This window comes from Pseudomonas sp. MWU12-3103b (assembly GCF_023100615.1).
GTDB lineage: Bacteria > Pseudomonadota > Gammaproteobacteria > Pseudomonadales > Pseudomonadaceae > Aquipseudomonas > Aquipseudomonas putida_A.
Window position 1 is genome coordinate 769,244 of the sequence record NZ_JALMEY010000001.1, and the last position, 20,788, is coordinate 790,031.

Annotated in this window: 17 protein-coding genes; 10 read left to right on the forward strand and 7 right to left on the reverse strand. The window is 61.2% G+C overall.

Annotated features, from left to right (window positions below; all coding sequences use genetic code 11):
- Positions 1–4: 4 nt before the first annotated feature.
- From M0808_RS03505 to M0808_RS03530, 6 genes are all read right to left on the reverse strand, one after another.
- Positions 5–886, reverse strand: a complete 882-nt coding sequence (locus tag M0808_RS03505) for a symmetrical bis(5'-nucleosyl)-tetraphosphatase (RefSeq protein ID WP_027610716.1) — start codon at positions 884–886, stop codon at positions 5–7.
- Positions 886–1,266 (reverse strand): Co2+/Mg2+ efflux protein ApaG, encoded by a 381-nt coding sequence (gene apaG, locus M0808_RS03510; RefSeq protein ID WP_134787470.1) that lies wholly within the window; start codon positions 1,264–1,266, stop codon positions 886–888. Before apaG ends, M0808_RS03505 begins: the two co-directional genes overlap by 1 nt.
- A 114-nt stretch (positions 1,267–1,380) precedes the next feature.
- Positions 1,381–2,199 (reverse strand): 16S rRNA (adenine(1518)-N(6)/adenine(1519)-N(6))-dimethyltransferase RsmA, encoded by an 819-nt coding sequence (rsmA, locus tag M0808_RS03515; protein ID WP_027610718.1) that lies wholly within the window; start codon positions 2,197–2,199, stop codon positions 1,381–1,383.
- Entirely contained in the window at positions 2,196–3,185 is a 990-nt protein-coding gene (gene pdxA, locus M0808_RS03520; protein WP_247839925.1) for a 4-hydroxythreonine-4-phosphate dehydrogenase PdxA, read from the reverse strand. Before pdxA ends, rsmA begins: the two co-directional genes overlap by 4 nt.
- Complete coding sequence (locus tag M0808_RS03525; protein ID WP_247839926.1) at positions 3,182–4,498, reverse strand: peptidylprolyl isomerase; 1,317 nt, start codon at positions 4,496–4,498, stop codon at positions 3,182–3,184. Before M0808_RS03525 ends, pdxA begins: the two co-directional genes overlap by 4 nt.
- Positions 4,479–7,277, reverse strand: a complete 2,799-nt coding sequence (locus M0808_RS03530) for an LPS-assembly protein LptD (RefSeq protein WP_247839928.1) — start codon at positions 7,275–7,277, stop codon at positions 4,479–4,481. The genes M0808_RS03525 and M0808_RS03530 overlap by 20 nt, the downstream gene beginning before the upstream one ends.
- 130 nt (positions 7,278–7,407) lie before the next feature.
- Between M0808_RS03530 and M0808_RS03535 the strand changes: the two genes are divergently transcribed.
- Genes M0808_RS03535 through M0808_RS03545 form a run of 3 tightly spaced genes read left to right on the forward strand, consistent with a single transcriptional unit; the run spans position 7,408 to position 9,864 of the window.
- Entirely contained in the window at positions 7,408–8,427 is a 1,020-nt protein-coding gene (locus M0808_RS03535; RefSeq protein WP_247839930.1) for a phosphotransferase, read from the forward strand.
- Positions 8,424–9,095, forward strand: coding sequence for an N-acetylmuramate alpha-1-phosphate uridylyltransferase MurU (murU, locus tag M0808_RS03540; protein WP_247839932.1), 672 nt, complete (start codon positions 8,424–8,426; stop codon positions 9,093–9,095). The genes M0808_RS03535 and murU overlap by 4 nt, the downstream gene beginning before the upstream one ends.
- A 1-nt stretch (position 9,096) precedes the next feature.
- Positions 9,097–9,864 (forward strand): TerB family tellurite resistance protein, encoded by a 768-nt coding sequence (locus tag M0808_RS03545; protein WP_027610724.1) that lies wholly within the window; start codon positions 9,097–9,099, stop codon positions 9,862–9,864.
- Between the two features lie 129 nt (positions 9,865–9,993).
- Here the strand turns inward: M0808_RS03545 and M0808_RS03550 are convergent, their stop codons facing one another.
- The gene (locus tag M0808_RS03550; protein ID WP_247839934.1) at positions 9,994–10,983 is read right to left on the reverse strand and encodes an alpha/beta hydrolase family protein; all 990 of its coding nucleotides are present in this window, start codon (positions 10,981–10,983) and stop codon (positions 9,994–9,996) included.
- 74 nt (positions 10,984–11,057) lie between these two features.
- Here M0808_RS03550 and M0808_RS03555 point away from each other — a divergent pair, with 74 nt between their 5' ends.
- From M0808_RS03555 to M0808_RS03585, 7 genes are all read left to right on the forward strand, one after another.
- A complete protein-coding gene (locus M0808_RS03555) occupies positions 11,058–13,454 on the forward strand; it encodes a sensor histidine kinase (protein ID WP_247839936.1) in 2,397 nt (798 codons plus the stop codon).
- A gap of 113 nt (positions 13,455–13,567) precedes the next feature.
- Positions 13,568–14,209: a response regulator transcription factor gene (locus M0808_RS03560; protein WP_177327384.1), complete on the forward strand. Its 642-nt coding sequence runs from the start codon at positions 13,568–13,570 to the stop codon at positions 14,207–14,209.
- A 350-nt stretch (positions 14,210–14,559) separates the two neighbouring features.
- Positions 14,560–15,684, forward strand: a complete 1,125-nt coding sequence (locus M0808_RS03565) for an ABC transporter ATP-binding protein (protein WP_007966453.1) — start codon at positions 14,560–14,562, stop codon at positions 15,682–15,684.
- Between the two features lie 48 nt (positions 15,685–15,732).
- Positions 15,733–16,776: an ABC transporter substrate-binding protein gene (locus tag M0808_RS03570; protein ID WP_027610727.1), complete on the forward strand. Its 1,044-nt coding sequence runs from the start codon at positions 15,733–15,735 to the stop codon at positions 16,774–16,776.
- A gap of 257 nt (positions 16,777–17,033) precedes the next feature.
- Entirely contained in the window at positions 17,034–18,281 is a 1,248-nt protein-coding gene (locus M0808_RS03575) for an ABC transporter permease (protein ID WP_098965898.1), read from the forward strand.
- A gap of 12 nt (positions 18,282–18,293) precedes the next feature.
- Positions 18,294–19,118, forward strand: coding sequence for an ABC transporter permease (locus M0808_RS03580; RefSeq protein ID WP_041070101.1), 825 nt, complete (start codon positions 18,294–18,296; stop codon positions 19,116–19,118).
- 505 nt (positions 19,119–19,623) lie between these two features.
- The gene (locus tag M0808_RS03585; protein ID WP_247839938.1) at positions 19,624–20,772 is read left to right on the forward strand and encodes an iron-containing alcohol dehydrogenase; all 1,149 of its coding nucleotides are present in this window, start codon (positions 19,624–19,626) and stop codon (positions 20,770–20,772) included.
- Positions 20,773–20,788: the final 16 nt, after the last annotated feature.

Genomic DNA, 20,788 nt, shown 5'->3' on the forward strand with positions numbered 1-20,788 from the left:
CAGTCTAACGCGGGGCGCTGACTGGCGGAGTTTCGGGGATAAGTGGTGCGACTGATGGCGCAAGCCCGCCGTGTTCATCGCATTTGCATGACACGCGCTCGCCGCTGTCGACGTTCATCAGGGTCAGGCTGCCGCCCCAGACACAACCGGTGTCCAGTGCCGAGATGCCCGGTTCACGGACATCGCCTTCCAGCGCGGCCCAGTGGCCGAAAATGATGCGCAGACCGCGGGTCTTGCGCTCTTTGTGCTGGAACCATGGCTTATAGCCGGGCGGGGCAGTGTCGAGACCTTCCTTGCTCTTGAGGTCGAGCTTGCCCTCGGCGGTGCAGAAGCGCATGCGGGTGAAATAGTTGGTGATGACGCGCAGGCGGGTCACGCCCGTGAGCTCGCTGTCCCACTTCGCCGGCTCATTGCCGTACATGCCATCGAGATACAGCGGAAACAGGTTGTCGTCACGCAGTGCCGCTTCGGCCTCGGCCGCGTACTTCAGGGCCTTGCGCAAGGACCACTGCGGTGGGATGCCTGCGTGCACCATGGCTACTTCGCGTTGTTCGTCGTAGTGCATGAGTTTCTGCTGGCGCAGCCACTCGAGCAGATCGGCTGCGTCGGGGGCTTCAATGATCTCGCGCAGGGTATCGGACTTCTTCAGGCGCTCAATGTTGTTGGCCGCAGCGAGCAGGTGCAGGTCATGGTTACCCAGTACGCAAACCAGCGAATCGCGCATGCCGTAGAGAAAACGCAGGGTCTCCAGCGATTGCGGGCCGCGGTTGACCAGGTCGCCGACCAGCCACAGCCGATCGAGCTTCGGGTCGAAAGCCACTTGCTTGAGCAGACATTTGAGTGGTTCGAGGCAGCCTTGCAGGTCGCCGACGGCGTACGTCGTCATCAGTGCAAGGCTCCGGGCACAGCGAGGCGGAAAGGCTTGATGATCGCGTCAAAATGCTTGCCGTCATCGGCGACCATTTCATAAGAGCCCTGCATGGTGCCGACCTTGGTGGTCATCACAGTGCCGCTGCTGTAAGTGTGGCTCTTGCCTGTGTCGATCAGCGGCTGCTGGCCGACGACACCGGCGCCGCGCACTTCTTCGACATGCCCGTCACCGTCGGTGATCACCCAATGCCGCGACAACAGCTTGGCCGGGAGCGCGCCATTGTTTTGCACGGTGATGGTGTAGGCGAAGGCGAAGCGGTTGTGCTCGGGTTGCGATTGGTCTGCCAGGTAGCGGGTAACGACACTGACGTCGACCTGATAACGAGAATCGGACATGCAAAAGGGCCTTAAGCAAAGCGGAACGCGAGGCGTAGCTGATGGGGAATCAGTCTAGGCAAGTATCGGGCAGTAAACCAGAGTGGCGTCCTGCCCGATAGCGTACATCGCCAGTCAGTCGGCGGCGGGGGCGGCAGGAACCTGCTCGGCGAGCTTGTCGGCCAGGCGCACGAATGCGGCCAGGTCCAGTTGCTCGGGGCGCAGGCTGCCATCGACACCGGCGGCTTCGATCTCGGCAGCGGTCATCAATTGCTTGAGGGTGTTGCGCAGGGTCTTGCGACGCTGGTTGAAGGCTTCGCGAACGACACGCTCAAGCAGGCGATGATCCTTGGCCGGGTGCGGCAGTACCGCATGCGGCACCAGGCGGACGATGGCCGAGTCGACCTTTGGCGGCGGGTTGAAAGCGCCCGGGCCGACGTTGAACAGGTGTTCCACACGGCAGTGATACTGAACCATGATCGACAGACGACCCCAGTCCCCGCCACCCGGGCCTGCGGCCAGGCGCTCGACCACTTCCTTCTGCAGCATGAAGTGCATGTCGCGAATGATGCCGGCGTTGTTCAGCAGGTGGAAAATCAGCGGTGTGGAGATGTTGTACGGCAGGTTGCCGACCACGCGCAGGCTGTTCGGCGCAGCGTTGAGGGTGTTGAAGTCGAACTTCAGCGCATCGCCCTGATGCAGGTTGAAGTTGCTCTTGCCGGCAAACTGCTGGTTGAGGATCGGGATCAGGTCCTTGTCCAGTTCCACCACGTCGAGCTGCGCACCGGAGTTGAGCAGGCCAGCGGTCAGCGCGCCCTGGCCCGGGCCGATTTCCAGCATGCGGTCGCCGGATTTGGCGCTGATGGAGCGCAGGATGCGGTCGATGACGCCGGCATCGTGCAGGAAGTTCTGGCCAAAGCGTTTGCGCGCCTTGTGTTGGTATTGCTCGGTCATAAACGGGTCTCGGCCATCTGGTAGGCGGTTTCCAGGGCGACCTGCAGGCTGCCGGTGTCGATCTTGCCGCTGCCGGCCAGATCCAGGGCGGTGCCGTGATCGACCGAGGTGCGGATGATCGGCAGGCCAAGGGTAATGTTGACTGCGGCGCCGAAGCCTTTGTACTTCAGCACGGGCAGGCCCTGGTCGTGGTACATCGCCAGCACTGCGTCGCAGTGCTCCAGATATTTGGGGGTAAACAGAGTGTCGGCAGGCAGCGGGCCACGAAGGTCCATGCCCTCGCCGCGCAGGCGCTCTAAGGTAGGTTCGATGATGTCGATTTCTTCATGGCCCAGGTGTCCGCCTTCACCGGCGTGCGGGTTGAGCCCACAGACCAGGATGCGTGGCCGGGCGATGCCGAATTTGTCTTGCAGGTCGGCGTGCAGAATCCGCGTGACCCGCTCCAGCCGTTCCGACGTAATTGCATCGGCAATCTCGCGCAGGGGCAGGTGAGTGGTGACCAGGGCTACGCGCAAACCGCGAGTAGCGAGCATCATCACCACTTGGGCGGTGTGGGTCAGGTCGGCGAGAAATTCCGTGTGTCCGGAGAACGGGATGCCGGATTCGTTGATCACGCCCTTGTGTACAGGGGCGGTGATCATCCCGGCGAAGTCGCCGTTCAGGCAGCCGTTGCCGGCACGGGTCAGGGTTTCGAGGACGAAGGCGGCGTTAGCCTTGTTCAGTTGTCCAGCGACCGCGGGAGCGCTGAGTGGAGTGTCCCAGACATACAGGCTACCGGCGGGGGCTGGAACAGCCGGCCAGTTGTCAGGCGCAACCTCCAGCAAATTGACGGCCAGCCCCAACTGCGCGGCCCGCTCGGTGAGCAGGTCGCGGCTGGTGATGGCAATCAGGGGGTGTGGCTGGGCTTGCGAGGCGAGCAGCAGGCACAGGTCGGGACCGATGCCGGCTGGTTCGCCGGGTGTCAGCGCGAAACGCTTGGGTTTCACTGCGCTGCCTGGTCTGCACCAGGGAGTTTGATTTCTACGTAGGCTTCTTCACGAATCTGACGCAGCCAGTTTTGCAGCTCTTCATCGTATTTTTTGTTACGCAGAACATTCATTGCCTGTTGCTCGCGAGCCGACTCGGTGCTGTCGGTGGCGCGGCGGCCAAGGACTTCCAGCACGTGCCAACCGTACTGAGTCTGGAACGGCTTGGACAGCTGACCTTGTGGGGTCTTGGCCATCACTTCGCGGAATTCCGGTACCAGTGCGTTTGGATCGATCCAGTTCAGGTCGCCACCGTTGAGCGCCGAACCCGGGTCTTCGGAGTAGTTCTTCGCCAGTTCAGCGAAGTCTTCACCGGCCAGGATGCGGTCATACAGCGACTGCACCAGGGCTTTGGTCTTGGCTTCGTCACGGATCGGGCTTGGTTTGACCAGGATGTGGCGCACATGCACCTCATCACGCATCTGGGCTTCGCCACCACGTTTTGCCAGCAACTTGAGGATGATGAAACCACCCGGAGTGCGTGCAGGCTGAGTGATGTCGCCAACGGCCATGCTGCTCAACTCGCGGTCGAACGGCGGTGGCAGTTGCGCAGCTTTACGCCAGCCCATGTCGCCGCCTTCCAGGGCGTTGTCGCTGCCGGATTTGGCAACGGCCATCTGACCGAAGTCATCGCCTTGCTTGAGCTTCTGGTAAACGTCCATCGCCTGACGGTAAGCGCTCTGAATCGCATCAGAGTTGGCGCTTTCCGGCGTCGGGATCAGGATGTTGGCCAGGTGCAATTCTTCGGACAGCTGCATCTTGCCCAGGTCGGAGGCGAGGAAGTTCTTCACTTCCTGCTCGGAGACCTGGATGCGCTCTGCCACACGACGCTGACGCACACGGCTGATGATCATCTCGCGCTTGATCTGGTCACGGGCGTCGTCATAGGACAAACCGTCGTGTGCCAGGGCGGCGCGGAATTGATCCACGGTCATGTTGTTGCGCTGGGCAATCGTACCGACCGCCTGGTTCAGCTCTTCATCGGTAATGCGGATGCCGGAACGCTCGCCGATCTGCAGTTGCAGGTTTTCGACGATCAGGCGCTCGAGCACCTGCTGATCCAGCACGCCTGGAGGCGGCATGCCGCCGCCACGTTTGGCGATGGTCTGCTGAACTTCGTGGACGCGCTGGTCCAGTTGGCTCTGCATGACCACGTCGTTATCAACGATCGCGACCACTTTATCGATGGACTGTACTGCGGCGTTGGCCGCAGTACCCAGGAACAGCGCGCCCAGCAGCAGCGGGCGCAGAGAATCAGAAAGCTTGGTCTTCACGTTGACGATAACCTTGGATGCCTTTGTCGAGGAAGCTCTCTACCTTGGCGCCAGTCAGGCCGCCGAGTCCCTTCAGAACAATTTGGAGGAAGACGCCGTGGTCGCCTTTTTCGTTTTGCGGAGCTTCCTGACTGAATTCGTCGTAGGAAACCCAGTAACGGTTGATCAGGCGCAGTTTCCAGCAGCAGTTGTCGTATTCGAAACCACCGAAGGCTTCCAGCGTACGGTTGCGGTTGTAGTCGTACTGCCAGCGGCTGATCGCGCTCCACTGTGGAACGATCGGCCAGATGACCGAAAAGTCATGCTGCTGGATCTTGTAGTAGTCCTTCACGTAGCCAGGCTGGCCCGGCGTGCCGTAGTCGCCACCACCCACCGACCATTTACCGGTGTTCTGGTCGTAACGAACCTGGTCGTTGCGATAGCGATAACCGACGTTGACCACCTTGTTCGGGTTGTCTTCAGGCTGGTAATGGAACATCGCGCTGCCGGAACGCGGGCTGCGGCTGTCCGGATCCCAGTTGTAGTCGGCAGTGGTGCGCCAATCGCGGTTCCAGCGGTATTCGTATTCCAGCGCGTATGGCGATACGTCGGACTGGGCGTCTTTGCGATCCTTGAACGCGATGCCTGGCAGTTGAACTTCGCGATCCTTGAAGTAGTAAGCCTGGCCTACGCTGATGCGCTGACGCTCGAAACCGTTGTCTTCGATCCAGCGGCTGGTCACGCCCAGCGACAGCTTGTTCTCGTCGCCGACACGGTCGGAGCCGGAGAAGCGGTTATCGCGGAAGAGCGACGCGTAGTTGAAGGTGTATTCACTGGTATCGAATACCGGAATGTCTTCCTGATCAACCTTGGGTACATACAGGTAGAACAGACGCGGTTCCAGGGTCTGGCGATAGTTCTTGCCGAAGTACGACGTGTTGCGGTCGAAGTACAGGCCGCTGTCGACGCTGGCGATCGGTACGCCACGGTTCTGGTTGCTGTCGAAGGTGCCGTTGAGCTTTTGCTGCTCAGCAGTCATCGCAGCAATCTGCGACTTGCCGGTGCCGTCCAGATCCAGCTGGTATTGGGTGTACTGGTACTTGAGCGATGGCTTCAGGAAGCCATATGTCCAGTTCATCGGCAGGCTGACGCCCGGCTTCAGGTTCAGACGATCGCCGTTGGCGCGCGCCAGGCCCTGAACGTTTGTATCCAGGCGAGGCGAGATGGTGCCGTCTTCATTGGTAAAGTTGCCGTTTTGCAGATCACGATCGAACCGAACAATTTCGGTCTCGTAATCGAAATTCAAACCTTCCGGGTGATACGGCAGTTGACCATTGAAGGTGATCTGCGGCAGACGGCCGTAAGGCGTGATGTTCGAAACGGTTGCCAATTGGTACTGCTGCGCATTCAGGCGAGCGGTGTAGCTGTCGCCACGATAGGTCACCGAACCTTGCTGATTCACGAAGTCTTGGCTCTTCACACCGATCTGATCAGTGGTCAGGTCCTGGAAGTAATACGGATCGCTGATCTTGGTGTAGTCAACCTGAGTCATCACACGGGAGTCGAGACCACCCTTGTGTTGCCAGTTGTACATGTAGCGATTTTTTTCGTAATCGGACTGCTTGCTGCGATCGGTATCTTCGTCGTTCAGATACGCCGCACCAAACTGGCCTTCGCTGGACTTGGTCAGGTAACGGAACTCGCCTTCGACCAGCATGCCGCGTTTGCTCATGTAACGCGGGTACAACGTGGCATCGTAGTTCGGCGCCAGGTTGAAGTAGTACGGAGTGACCAGCATGAAGCCGGTATCGCTGCCGGTGCCGATGGTCGGCGGCAGGAAACCCGATTGGCGACGGTCGTCGATCGGGAAGTAGATGTACGGCGTGTACAGGATCGGAATGTCCTTGACCCGCAGTGTCACGTTGGTCGCGGTACCGAAGCCGGTGGCAGGGTTCAGGGTGATGTTGTTGCCCTTGAGCTGCCAGGCGTTGCTGTTCGGTTCGCACGTGGTGTACGTGCCGTCCTTCAAGCGAATGATCGCGTTTTCGGCACGCTTGGCGTACAGCGCGTTACCGCGGATGCGCGATTTGTGCATCACGTATTCGGCGTTGTCGACCTTGGCTTCACCGGTGTCGAGCTGCACATCGGCGTGGTCGCCGACGATCAGCGCGCCGTTGTCGCGGATGCGTACGTCGCCATTGAGTTCGGCGCGGCTCTCGGCCTGGTACAGGCTGGCCTCGTCGGACTCGACCTGCATGCTGCCCTGACGCAGGACCACGTCGCCGGCCAGCGTACCCACCTGATCTTCGGTGTTGTAGCGCGAGGCTTTGGCGCCGATAAAGGTCGGTGCGTCACTTTTATTCGTCTTGTCATTCATGCCAGGACGAATCGGTTCGATATAGGAACCAGAGCAGTAAGGACCGGTCTCGGCCAATTGGGCGGCGGTGAGCTTCTCGCGCGGAACCCAGTCGAGGTGACTGTAGTCTTCGCTACGGGATTTCAGACCGCGGCCCTTGGCTTCGGTGACCAGCACAGGCTTGGCGCCGGTGTCGGATGTGGAACCGTTCTGGGTCGGGGCTTCGCCGGCGGCGCTGACAGCGCTGCCGTCATGCACCGGACGCGGCGGCAATGCAGCTGCCGGCGTCTTGGGCGCACACGCCCAGCCACCCGTTGCCGAGACGGCGCAGTCATACTGCTCGGCGGCAACAACGAATTGACTGGCCAGAGGTTGCATAGCCAGCAGACTGCCGGTTACCAACAACGGAAATTTTTTACGAAACGCGGGGGATTTCAATGCCATCTTATTAGTCCGGGCTTCCTGCGTGCCATCTGCCCGCGGTGTGGGCCGCACGCCTCTCGATGGTCTGAAAAAGATGCTGGATAATAAAGCATGACCCGCTTGACGGCTAGCGCCGTCGGAGACCCTTGCAATGCCTGACCAAGATGTACGCTTGCAACACCTGAAAGTTTGGCTCGATGAGCAGTTGGCAATCCTGTTTGCAGATCAGGGCTGGGGCGCCGTGCCCCCGGCCACGTTGACCGCGGCCAGCAGTGACGCGAGTTTCCGCCGTTATTTCCGCTGGGAAGGAGAGGGGCGCAGCTTCGTCGTGATGGACGCGCCGCCACCCCAGGAAAACTGCAAACCGTTCGTGGATATCGCCTTTTTGCTGGCGAAATCCGGAATTAACGTGCCGAAAATTTATGCAGAAGACCTCGAACGCGGATTTCTTTTGCTCAATGACCTGGGCAACAAGACCTATCTCGACGTCATCGACAGCGAAAATGCCGACGCTTTGTTCAGCGATGCCCTGCAGGCGCTGTTGGCTTTTCAGCAATTGCCGATGGTCGCACCGCTGCCGAGTTACGACGTGGCACTGCTGCGCCGCGAGCTGGAACTGTTCCCCGAGTGGTACGTAAAGCGCGAACTCGGCATCGAGTTCGACGCGGCACAGCAGCAACAATGGCAAGCCGTCAGCGATCTGCTGATCGACAGCGCCCTGGCCCAGCCGAAAGTGTTGGTGCACCGCGACTACATGCCGCGCAATCTGATGCTCAGCGAGCCGAATCCGGGCGTACTGGACTTTCAGGATGCGGTCTACGGCCCGGTCACCTACGACGTGACCTGCCTGTTCAAGGACGCCTTCCTCAGTTGGCCTGAAGAGCGCGTGCGTGGCTGGCTGGAAAGCTACTGGCAGCAAGCCTCGGCGCTGGACATCCCGGTGCAAGCGGATTTCGAAGACTTCCTGCGTGCCAGCGACCTGATGGGCGTACAACGCCACCTGAAAGTCATCGGCATCTTCGCCCGCATCTGCCATCGCGATGGCAAGCCGCGCTACCTGGCCGACGTGCCGCGTTTCTTCGCCTATATAGAAGCGGTGCTTGCGCGTCGTCCTGAACTGGCGGATCTGCAGGCGTTGCTCGCCAGTCTGTGTGGCGGAGCGACTGCATGAAGGCGATGATTCTGGCGGCAGGCAAGGGCGAGCGCATGCGCCCGCTGACCCTGACCACCCCCAAGCCGCTGGTGCGTGCCGGCGGCGTGCCGTTGATCGAATATCACCTGCGCGCGCTGGCGGCGGCTGGTTTCAGCGAGATCGTGATCAACCATGCCTGGCTCGGTCAGCAGATCGAAGATTACCTGGGCGACGGTTCGCAGTTCGGTGTGAGTATCCAGTACTCGCCGGAAGGTGAGCCGCTGGAAACCGGCGGCGGCATTTTCCGCGCCTTGCCGTTACTCGGTGACGATGCGTTTCTGGTGGTCAACGGTGACATCTGGACCGATTACGACTTCAGCGTGCTGCATCAACCGATCAACGGTCTGGCGCATCTCGTACTGGCGGACAACCCGGCTCATCATCCGACGGGCGATTTCACCTTGGTTGACGGCCGGGTACAGGATGGCCAGCAAGGCGCGCAAACCCTGACCTACAGCGGCATCGCCGTGCTCCATCCGCAGTTGTTCGATGGCTGCGCGGACGGCGCATTCAAGCTCGCACCGTTGCTGCGCAAAGCCATGGCTGACGGACAGGTCAGCGGTGAGCGTCTGAAAGGTCACTGGGTGGATGTCGGTACGCATGAGCGTCTGGCCGAAGCTGAAGCATTGATAGAAGCGAGTCGTTGATATGTTGTGGCCAGGGACTCTGATTGGAGCCGGAGCGGGTTTTGCGATTGCCAGCATTCCGGGGGCCATGCTTGGGGCATTGTTGGGGCAGGCGCTGGATCGGCGCCTGCACCTGCAAAGCTGGGGGCACTTGCGGGAAAAGCTCGGTGGGCGGCCGATGTTGCGCAACGACGAATTGCTGTTCGTGTTGCTCGGGCGTCTGGCCAAAAGTGACGGGCGAGTGACGGACGGTCATATCCAGCAGGCGCGCCATGAAATGAACGCCCTGGAAATGAGCGAGCCGGCACGGCGGCGGGCGATTGCTGCGTTCAATCGCGGCAAGTCCGGCGGCGACCGCCTGCGCGGTTATCTGCGCCGCCTGAGTGCTCAGCCGCATGCCGCCGAGGGCGTGTTGCGCGCCTGCTGGCGGATGGTCTGGGCCGACGGTCGTGCGGGCGTCAGTGAGCGTGAATTGTTGGCGCAGTGGGGCAAGTGGCTGGGTTGGACAACCCACCAGATTCAGGCGCTGGCCAATGATTACGAGCCCAATAAACGGCCGATTGTCAGTGCCGCGGTGAGTTATCAGGAAGCGATGCGCCTGCTCGGGGTGTCGGCGACCAGCGAGCCGGCGCAGATCAAGCGTGCCTATCGACGGCTGCTCAGTCGTCATCACCCGGACAAGATCGCCGGCAGCGGCGCAACGCCGGAGCAGGTGCGTGACGCGACCGAGAAAACCCGCGAGCTGCACAACGCGTTTACCCTGATTCGGGCGCGGCGGGATTTTCGCTGATCGTTAGAGGTGAGTTGTTGATGAGGGCCTCTTCGCGAGCAAGCCCGCTCCCACATTGATCGCACTCCAGCTGAAGGAATGCGATCAGGGTGGGAGCGGGCTTGCTCGCGAATGGGGCCACTCGATCTATCAGTCAGTCTTCTGCGGATTCAACCAGCCACGCACCCGCCGGAACATTTGTTCCTGCTCAGCCTTTTTATCCGGCAACGCCTTGAGCGCCACCTGGCTGAAGGTCGAAGTCTTCAAGCGCTTGCTGGCCTGCATGCGCTCCAGTGCCGCGTTGCGATCCAGCGCCTTGTCCATGTAGAAAATGTCGGCGGTCGGCAACTTCAGGGTCGGTGTCAGCTCGGCCAATTGTGGCTTGGCCTTGCTCGGCGTTTGCGCATCGACCATCACCAGTTTCTCGACCTGGGAACTCTGCCGCTCGCTGAGAAAGCGCGCTGCCCAGTACGCGCCCGTGCCGTGACCGAGGACCACGACCCGGCGTGCGCTTTGCTGCTCGGCGTAGGCGATCGCCGCATCGATCCGCGCAAAGATCCGCTCGGCATCCGCCTTGGATTGTTCTTCAGTTGTTTCGGCGACCACCTGATCCGCCACTTCCGCTTCACCGCCCGCCGCCTGTTCGATCGGTTGCGCAGTGGTGGAATCCTTGCTGCCACTTTCCGGGGCTTTCGGCGCGGCGGCGGGCGCAATCACCCGCGGTGCAATGACATCGCTTTGCAGATCCGGCAGGGTGATACTCAGGCTGCTCCACTCGAAATCGGGCAATTTGCTGCGCAGTGGGCCGATCACTTGCGGCCAGTCAGCGGTTTCGCCGGCGCCGGGGACGATAATCACCGCACCTTTGGGCTCGGCAGTGTTGGCCGGTTTCCACAGGGCGAGGAAAGTGTCGGCGCCGGCCTGCAATTGCTGCTGTTCTTGTGCCGGGACTTTGCGTTCGAGTGCTGCGGCTTCTTCCTGACTACGCTCAAGCAGTGGCTGGCGTTCGGCCGGTTTTTCGGCGGCCGGTTGCTCGGCGGTGGAGGCGGGCGCCGGATCGGCGGCCTCGACGGAAAACGCACAAGGCAGGATCAGCGACAGGCACAATGCTGGCATTGCCAGGCGGTAGACAGAGGGCATCGAATATTCCAGGCCAGAAAAGTATCCCGGCAGCCTAATGGGTTGGTCAGAATTTGTCAGTGTACGAGACTTCAATGATGCGTTTTTGCTGCCTGTGGGTTATCGGCTGGTTGTGTTTTCCCTTGATGGGCTGGGCGGCGTCTGCGCCGGCGGCGCATGCAGCGCTGTTGACGCCCGGCGAGCAGCAATGGCTGGCGCAGCACCGTGAGTTGCGCGTCGGTCTGGTATTGCAGGCACCGTACGCGCAATACGACCGGCGCTTGCAGCGACTGTCCGGGGCTAATGTCGAATTGATGAAGGCGCTGGCCAAGACCCTGAACGTCGAGCTGAGCTGGCGCAATTTTCAGGACCTGGCTCAACTGGAAGACGCCGCCCGCGAAGGTGAAATCGACATCGCCCCGGGCCTGACCCAGACTCCGGGTGCGCTGCGCCTGTGGCTGTTTTCCGATCCTTACATGCGTGTGCCGCAACTGGTGGTCAGCGACCAGAAGAGCGGCGGCGTGGTCGAGCTGGAAAAACTCGACAGCCTGTCCCGCGTTGCCGTGCGCATGCCCAGTGTCACGGCCGACTATTTGCGCAGCACCTATCCCCATCTGAATCTGCAAGGCGTGCCGCAGGAGCGGCAGGCGCTGCAACTGTTGCTGACCCAACAAGCGTCCTACGCCGTGATAGATGAAGCGCAACTCGGGCGGTTGTCCGCCGAGCCTGAGTTCGCCGGGCTGGTCGTGGTCGGCGATATCGGGCTACCTCAGCTGTTGCGGGTCGCCACGCGGCGCGACTGGCCGCAATTGGCCGGGATCATCGAAAGCGCCTTGCGAGCGATCCCGGCCAAGGATCTGGAGCGCCTGCACAACCAATGGCTGCAACCCAAGTACCCACGGCTGACGGAATCGCCGGGGTTCTGGCAGAACCTCAGTCTGCTGTTCGCGGTGTTGCTGCTCAGTTGCCTGGCCATCGTGGTCTGGCAACGACGCCAGCAACACAGCCTCGAACAGCGTCTGCTGGCTGCACGTGAAGACATCGCCCTGCGCGCGGCCAGCGAAGAAGCCTTGCGCCTGACCCAGTTTTCCATCGATCAAAGCACCGTCGGCATTCTCTGGGTCAACTGGGATAGCCATGTGCGCTACGCCAACCGCGCTGCGGAACACATGCTCGGTTATCCACAGGGCGCGCTGATCGAACGGCCGCTGATCGACTTCGAACCCGGCCTGCACATGGATCGCTGGCTCAACCTGTGGAAACGCGCGCGGGCCAGTGAAGAAGGGCCGCTGAGCTTTGAAACCAGTTGCGTGCGCGCCGATGGCAGCATCCTGCCGGCGGACGTCTCGCTGAGTTTTCTGCGTTTTCGCGACAGCGAGTATCTGGTGGTTTATCTCACCGACGTCACCGAGCGCCGCCGCGCCCTGGCCGCGTTGCAGGAAAGTGAAGCGCGCCTGCAAGGCATCGCCGCCAACGTTCCGGGGCTGGTGTTCCGCCTGGAGCGGGCGCCGGTGACCGGTCAGATCGATTTCGCCTACATCAGCGAGGGCAGCGAGAGTCTGGTCGGCTATGCGCCGGCCGCCATCGCCCATCGCGACATGGGCTTGCGCAGTCTGGTGCACCCGGACGACAGGGCCAGTTACCACCAGACCCAGGATCAGGCACTGGACACTGACAGTGACTGGTCGTGGCAGGGGCGCATCCTCACCCGTCAGGGCGAGCAGCGCTGGGCCGAGATCAAGGCAATCACCCGACAGCTGGAGGATGGCGCCTATGTCTGGGACGGCATCGTCTGGGACATCAGCGAAAGCAAGCGCATCGAGCTGGAGCTGGCCGCCTCCCGTGAGCAACTGCGCGAATTGTCGGCCCACCTGGAGAGCGTACGTGAAGAAGAAAAGGCACGCATCGCCCGCGAAGTGCACGATGAGCTGGGGCAGATGCTCACGGTGCTGAAACTGGAAACCTCGATGTGCGAGCTGGCCTATGCGCAACTCGACCCGGGGCTGAACGAGCGCTTGAACAGCATGAAACGCCTGATCGCCCAGTTGTTCCAGCTGGTGCGCGATGTGGCGACGGCGCTGCGCCCGCCGATTCTCGATGCCGGGATTGCTTCCGCGATCGAGTGGCAGGCGCGGCGCTTCGAGGCGCGCACGCAAATTCCGTGTCTGGTGCAGGTGCCGGACAATCTGCCGGCGCTCAGCGATGCCAAGGCGATTGGCCTGTTCCGCATCCTGCAGGAGGCGCTGACCAACGTCATGCGCCATGCTCAGGCGCATACTGTGGAGCTGACACTGGCGCTGGAAGGCGACGAGTTGTGTCTGACGGTCAGCGACGATGGCGTAGGCTTTGTCGCTGCGGCGGATCGGCCAACGTCCTTTGGTTTGGTCGGTATGCGCGAGCGGGTGCTGATCATGGGCGGACGCTTGTTGCTTGAGAGTGAGCCGGGGGAGGGCACCAGTCTGAATGTGTGGGTGCCGGTGAATGAGGTTTGAAGGTTGTGGTGTTTGAGCTGACGCTATCGCGAGCAGGCTCGCTCCCACATTGGAATGCACTTCCCTGTGGGAGCGAGCCTGCTCGCGAATGACCTTGGCGCTGAATAAGAATAATGGAGAAGAACGTGATCCGTGTATTGGTAGCCGAAGACCACACCATCGTCCGTGAAGGCATCAAGCAATTGATCGGCCTGGCCAAGGATCTGCAAGTGGTGGGGGAGGCGAGCAATGGCGAGCAGCTCCTCGAAACCTTGCGCAGCGTGCCGTGTGAAGTGGTGTTGCTGGACATCTCGATGCCTGGCGTCAATGGGTTGGAGGCGATTCCGCGGATTCGCGCGCTGAACAATCCACCGGCGATTCTGGTGCTGTCGATGCACGACGAGGCGCAAATGGCCGCCCGTGCGCTCAAGGTTGGCGCCGCCGGCTATGCGACCAAGGACAGCGATCCGGCGCTATTGCTGACGGCGATTCGCAAAGTGGCGGCCGGCGGGCGCTACATCGACCCGGAACTGGCCGACCGGATGGTCTTCGAAGTCGGTCTGACCGACACGCGTCCATTGCATTCGCTGCTGTCCGAGCGTGAGTTCTCGGTGTTCGAGCGCTTGGCCCAGGGCGCCAACGTCAACGACATCGCCCAGCAACTGGCGCTGAGCAGCAAGACTATCAGCACCCACAAGGCGCGGCTGATGCAGAAGCTCAACATCACCTCGCTGGCCGAGCTGGTCAAATACGCGATGGAGCACAAACTCCTCTGAGAACGCCATATTTCTAATATGGGAGCGGGCTTGCTCGCGAATGCGGTGGGTCATCCAATCATTCATTGACTGACATACCGCATTCGCGAGCAAGCCCGCTCCCACAGGGAATCTCCATCTGGCCTGCCATTGTGGGCATATCCATTAGCGACAGGCGCTTTTGCCTGTTCTTGCAGCCCGCAGCCCGTCACTTGCCGCTGCGTTTGCCAAAACGCGCCATCCTTGTAGGGCAATCCCTACCCCCAACCTTCCATCCGGCTGAGGCGATTCTCTCCTGCGCCCCGATTTGCGTGGCTGGCGCCAGCCACTAGGCTTAATCCACAGCAGTTACCAATAACAAAGGTGTGGGTATGAGCCAGGTCGATTCAAACGCAGGGGCCAGTGACGTGCTGGTCAGCTTTCGTGGAGTGCAGAAGAGCTACGACGGCGAGAACCTGATCGTCAAAGACCTCAACCTGGACATTCGCAAAGGCGAGTTCCTGACCCTGCTCGGACCGTCCGGCTCGGGCAAGACCACCAGCCTGATGATGCTCGCCGGGTTCGAAACCCCGACCGCTGGCGAAATCCTCTTGGCCGGCCGTGCAATCAACAACGTGCCGCCGCACAAGCGTGACATCGGCATGGTGTTCCAGAACTACGCGCTGTTCCCGCACATGACCGTGGCCGAGAACCTGGCCTTTCCGCTGACCGTACGTGGCCTGAACAAGAGCGACGTCAGCGACAAGGTCAAGAAGGTCCTGAGCATGGTCCAGCTCGACGCGTTCGCTTCGCGCTATCCGGCACAACTCTCCGGCGGTCAGCAGCAGCGTGTGGCGTTGGCGCGGGCGCTGGTGTTCGAACCGCAACTGGTGCTGATGGACGAACCGCTGGGCGCACTCGACAAGCAACTGCGCGAACACATGCAGATGGAGATCAAGCACCTGCACCAGCGCCTCGGCGTGACCGTGGTCTACGTGACCCACGACCAGGGTGAAGCCCTGACCATGTCCGACCGCGTCGCCGTGTTTCATCAAGGCGAAATCCAGCAGATCGCCCCGCCGCGCACCCTCTACGAAGAGCCGAAAAACACTTTCGTCGCCAACTTCATCGGCGAGAACAACCGCCTCAACGGCCGTCTGCTCAGCCAGAGCGGCGAGCGCTGCGTGGTTGAACTGGGGCGGGGCGAGAAGGTCGAGGCGCTGGCGGTCAACGTCGGCCAGACCGGCGAACCCGTGACTCTGTCGATCCGTCCCGAGCGCGTCAGCCTCAACGGTTCGAGCGACCAATGCGTCAACCGCTTCTCAGGGAGGGTGGCGGAATTCATCTATCTGGGCGACCACGTCCGGGTGCGCCTGGAAGTCTGCGGCAAGACCGACTTCTTCGTGAAACAGCCGATTGCCGAGCTCGATCCAGCGCTCGCGGTCGGCGACGTGGTTCCGCTTGGCTGGCAGGTCGAGCACGTTCGCGCACTCGATCCTCTTCTAGAGGCGCACTAAGCGCCCCGGCAATACCAACACCAACCCTGCACGTGGAGAGAACAATAAATGTTGAGATCCCTGAAGTTCACCGCCCTGACCCTGGGCCTGATGGGTGCGGCCAGCGCTATGGCCGCCGGTCCCGATCTGACTGTGGTGTCGTTTGGCGGGGCGAACAAGGCGGCGCAAGTCAAAGCCTTCTACGCACCGTGGGAAGCGGCGGGCAACGGCAAGATCGTTGCCGGCGAGTACAACGGCGAAATGGCCAAGGTCAAAGCCATGGTCGACACCAAGAGCGTGTCGTGGGATCTGGTGGAAGTTGAATCGCCAGAGCTGTCCCGTGGTTGCGATGAAGACATGTTCGAACAGCTCGACCCGGCGCTGTTCGGCAAGACTGAAGACTACGTCAAAGGCGCGATTCAGCCATGCGGCGTGGGCTTCTTCGTCTGGTCGACCGTGCTCGCGTACAACGCGGACAAGCTGAAAACCGCGCCAACCAGTTGGGCCGATTTCTGGGACACCAAGAAATTCCCGGGCAAGCGTGGCCTGCGCAAAGGCGCCAAGTACACCCTGGAATTCGCGCTGATGGCCGACGGTGTTGCACCGAAGGACGTTTATAAAGAGCTGGCGAGCAAGGGAGGGCAGGATCGCGCGTTCAAGAAACTCGATGAACTCAAGCCGAGCATTCAGTGGTGGGAAGCCGGCGCGCAACCACCGCAATACCTTGCTTCCGGTGACGTGGTCATGAGCTCGGCCTACAACGGTCGAATCGCCGCCGTGCAGAAAGAATCCAACCTGAAAGTGGTGTGGAATGGCGGCATCTACGACTTCGATGCGTGGGCCATCCCGAAAGGTCTGGACGCCAAGCGCGCCGAAGCGGCGAAGAAATTCATCGCCTACTCGGTTCAGCCGCAGCAACAGAAGACCTACTCGGAAAACATCGCCTACGGCCCGGCCAACACTCAAGCCGTACCGCTGCTGAGCAAGGACGTGCTGAAAGACATGCCGACCACTCCGGAAAACATCGCCAACCAGGTGCAGATCGACGTCAGCTTCTGGGCTGATAACGGCGAGCAACTGGAGCAGCGCTTCAATTCCTGGGCTGCGAAATAACCACAGTCTGAAGGAAGACTTTGTGGCGAAGGAGCTTGTGTGGTGAGGGGATTTATCCCCGATGGGTTGCGAAGCAGCCCCGAAGCCATACCCGCTCGGTGTGTCAGATAAACCGGATTCTCAGGTTTTACGACTGCTGCGCAGCCGATCGGGGATAAATCCCCTCGCCACAAAAACTCCTCTGAGACCTGTGGTGTTTCAACACAACAGAGGTGGTTCGCCACCTCTGTAACGATCAAAGATTTGCGGAGTACGTCATGGCCATCGCCGTTCCCCTGAACGAGGGCGCCAGCCCCACCTTGAAGCAGAAGCTCAAGCGCGCCGAGCGGGTCAACCGCTGGAAGGCCCAGGCGTTGATTGCGCCGCTGGTGCTGTTTCTGTTGCTGGTGTTCCTGGTGCCGATCGTGGCGCTGCTCTATAAAAGCGTCGGCAACCCGGAAGTGGTCGGCGGCATGCCGCGCACCGTGGCGGCCATCGCCAGTTGGGACGGCCGCGGCCTGCCGGCTGAACCGGTGTACAAAGCGGCCGGCGAAGACCTCGCCGAAGCCCGCAAAAACCAGACGCTGGGCGATCTGTCCAAGCGCTTGAACATGGAGTTGGCCGGCTATCGCAGCCTGCTGACCAAAACCGCCCGGGCGCTGCCCTTCGCCAGCGAACCGGCCTCCTATAAAGAAGCCCTCGAAGCGCTCGATGAGCGTTGGGGCGATCCGGCCTACTGGCAAGCGGTCAAACGCAACACCAGCAGCATCACGCCTTACTACCTGCTGGCGGCGGTGGATCACCGTATCGATGATCTCGGCGAACTGGCCCCGGCCACCCCGGATCAGGCGATCTACCTCGACATCTTCGCCCGCACGTTCTGGATGGGCCTGATCATCACCGTCATCTGCCTGTTCCTCGCCTATCCACTGGCTTACCTGCTGGCGAACCTGCCATCGCGGCAGAGCAACCTGTTGATGATTCTGGTGCTGCTGCCGTTCTGGACCTCGATTCTGGTGCGGGTCGCGGCGTGGATCGTGTTGCTGCAATCGGGTGGACTGATCAACAGCGCACTGATGGCGATGGGCATCATTGATAAGCCGCTGGAGCTGGTGTTCAACCGCACCGGGGTCTACATCTCGATGGTGCACATTCTGCTGCCGTTCATGATTCTGCCGATCTACAGCGTGATGAAAGGCATCTCGCCGACCTACATGCGCGCCGCGATTTCGCTGGGTTGTCACCCGTTCGCCAGTTTCTGGCGGGTGTACTTCCCGCAGACCTATGCCGGTGTCGGCGCCGGGTGTCTGTTGGTGTTCATCCTCGCCATCGGCTACTACATCACCCCGGCGCTGCTCGGCAGTCCGAACGATCAGATGGTCAGCTACTTCGTCGCGTTCTACACCAACACCAGCATCAACTGGGGCATGGCCACTGCGCTGGGCGGCTTGTTGCTGCTGGCGACCGTGGTGCTTTATCTGATCTACAGCTGGCTGGTGGGCGCCAGTCGCCTGCGCCTGAGCTAAGGGGAATTTGAAATGCTGAGTCCTTACATGTCGCCCATCGAACGGGTGTGGTTCTACAGCTTGCGGATCCTCTGCGGCCTGATCCTGCTGTTCCTGATTCTGCCGGTGCTGGTCATCGTGCCGCTGTCGTTCAACTCGGGCAGTTTCCTGGTGTATCCGCTACAGGGCTTTTCCCTGCACTGGTATCAGGACTTCTTCGCCTCGGCGGAATGGATGCGTTCGCTGAAGAACAGCATCATCGTCGCCCCCGCGGCGACCGTGCTGGCGATGGTCTTCGGAACCCTGGCCGCGATCGGCCTGACCCGTGGCGACTTCCCCGGCAAGGCGCTGGTGATGGCGCTGGTGATTTCGCCGATGGTGGTGCCGGTGGTGATCATTGGTGTGGCGAGTTATCTGTTCTTCGCACCGCTGGGACTGGGCAACAGCTTCTTCTCGTTGATCGTGGTGCACGCGGTGCTCGGTGTGCCGTTCGTGATCATCACCGTGTCGGCGACGTTGCAGGGGTTCAACCACAATCTGGTACGGGCGGCGGCCAGCCTTGGCGCTTCGCCATTGACCACGTTCCGTCGGGTGACCCTGCCGCTGATTGCGCCGGGGGTGATTTCCGGGGCGCTGTTCGCCTTTGCCACTTCGTTCGATGAAGTGGTGGTGACGCTGTTCCTCGCCGGCCCCGAGCAAGCGACCTTGCCACGGCAGATGTTCAGCGGCATTCGCGAGAACCTCAGTCCGACGATTGCTGCGGCAGCAACCTTGCTGATCGCCTTCTCTGTCATCCTGCTGTTAACCCTTGAATGGCTGCGCGGTCGTAGCGAGAAACTGCGTACCGCGCAGGTCTGACGCCCAGATCAAAAGCCATCCCCTCACCCCAGCCCTCTCCCCCAAGGGGGCGAGGGGGAAAGGGAGCAGATCTTCATGCTGTTCGGAATCTGAGTTCGACTCGGTATTGCACGTCGATGGACTTCGAGAGAACGGCTCAGTCAGTTCCCTCTCCCCCAAGGGGGCGAGGGGGAAAGGGAGCAGATCTTCATGCTGTTCGGAATCTGAGTTCGACTCGGTATTGCACGTCGATGGACTTCGAGAGTGCAGCTCAGTCAGTTCCCTCTCCCCCAAGGGGGCGAGGGGGAAAGGGAGCAGATCTTCATGCTGTTCAGAATCTGAGTTCGACTCGGTATTGCACGTCGATGGACTTCGAGAGTGCAGCTCGGTCAGTCCCCTCTCCCTCCGGGAGAGGGTTAGGGTGAGGGGCTTTTGCTCTTGATTATTCACCAACTGAATACCAGACAACCCCAAACCCTCAGCTACGCTTGTGCTCAGCTCCCACATCTATAAGAGGCTGCGCACGATGAGTCTGTCCCAGTTCAAAATTGCTCACAAACTGATCACCGGCGCCGGGGCCATCGAGCAACTGGCCGCCGAACTCACCCGCCTCGATATCGACAACCCGCTGATCGTCACCGACGCCGCGCTGGTCAAGTCCGGCACCGTGGAGCTGGCGCTGTGCCAATTGGGCGGGCGCGAGTACGAGATCTTTGACCGGGTGCTACCGGACCCGGAAATCGCCATCGTCGAAGATTGCATGCGCGTGTATCGCGAGGGCGGGCATGACGGCTTGATCGGCCTGGGCGGCGGCAGTGCCATCGACATCGCCAAGAGCGTTGCCGCGTACGCCGGCTATCACGGCGCGCTGGAAGACCTGTTCGGCGTCGATCAGGTGCCGCGCAAAGGCCCGCCGCTGATCGCCATCCCGACCACCGCCGGCACCGGCTCGGAAGTGACCAACGTCGCCATCCTCTCCGACAAGGTCGCGCAACTGAAGAAAGGCATCGTCAGCGACTACCTGTTGCCGGACGTGGCGCTGGTCAGCCCGCAAATGACCCTGACCTGCCCGCGCAGCGTCACCGCCGCCAGTGGTGTTGATGCGCTGGTGCATGCCATCGAATCCTATCTGTCGGTCAACGCTTCGCCGATCACCGATTCGCTGGCGCTCGGCGCAATCAGGTTGATTGCCAAGTCGCTGCCCAAGGCCTATGCCAATGGCGCCAATCTGCAGGCCCGTGAGGACATGGCCACCGCCAGCCTGATGGCCGGGATGGCGTTCGGCAATGCCGGAGTCGGCGCGGTGCATGCGTTGGCCTATCCGTTGGGCGGGCGCTTCAACATCGCCCATGGCGTCAGTAACGCTTTGTTGCTGCCGTATGTCATGACTTGGAACAAGATGGCCTGCGTCGAGCGCATGCAGGATATCGCCGAAGCCATGGGGGTGAAGACCGCTCATCTGAGCACCGCTGAGGCGGCGGACAAAGCCGTGCAGGCGATGACCGAACTGTGCGCGGCGGTGGAAATTCCGGCCGGGCTGCGCAGTTTCGGTGTGCCGGAAGAGGCGATCCCGGCCATGGCCATGGAGGCCGCGGGAATCGAGCGTTTGATGCGCAACAACCCGCGCAAGCTCAGCGCTGCGGATATCGAGAAGATCTACCGAGCGGCGTACTGATCATCGCGGTCACGGT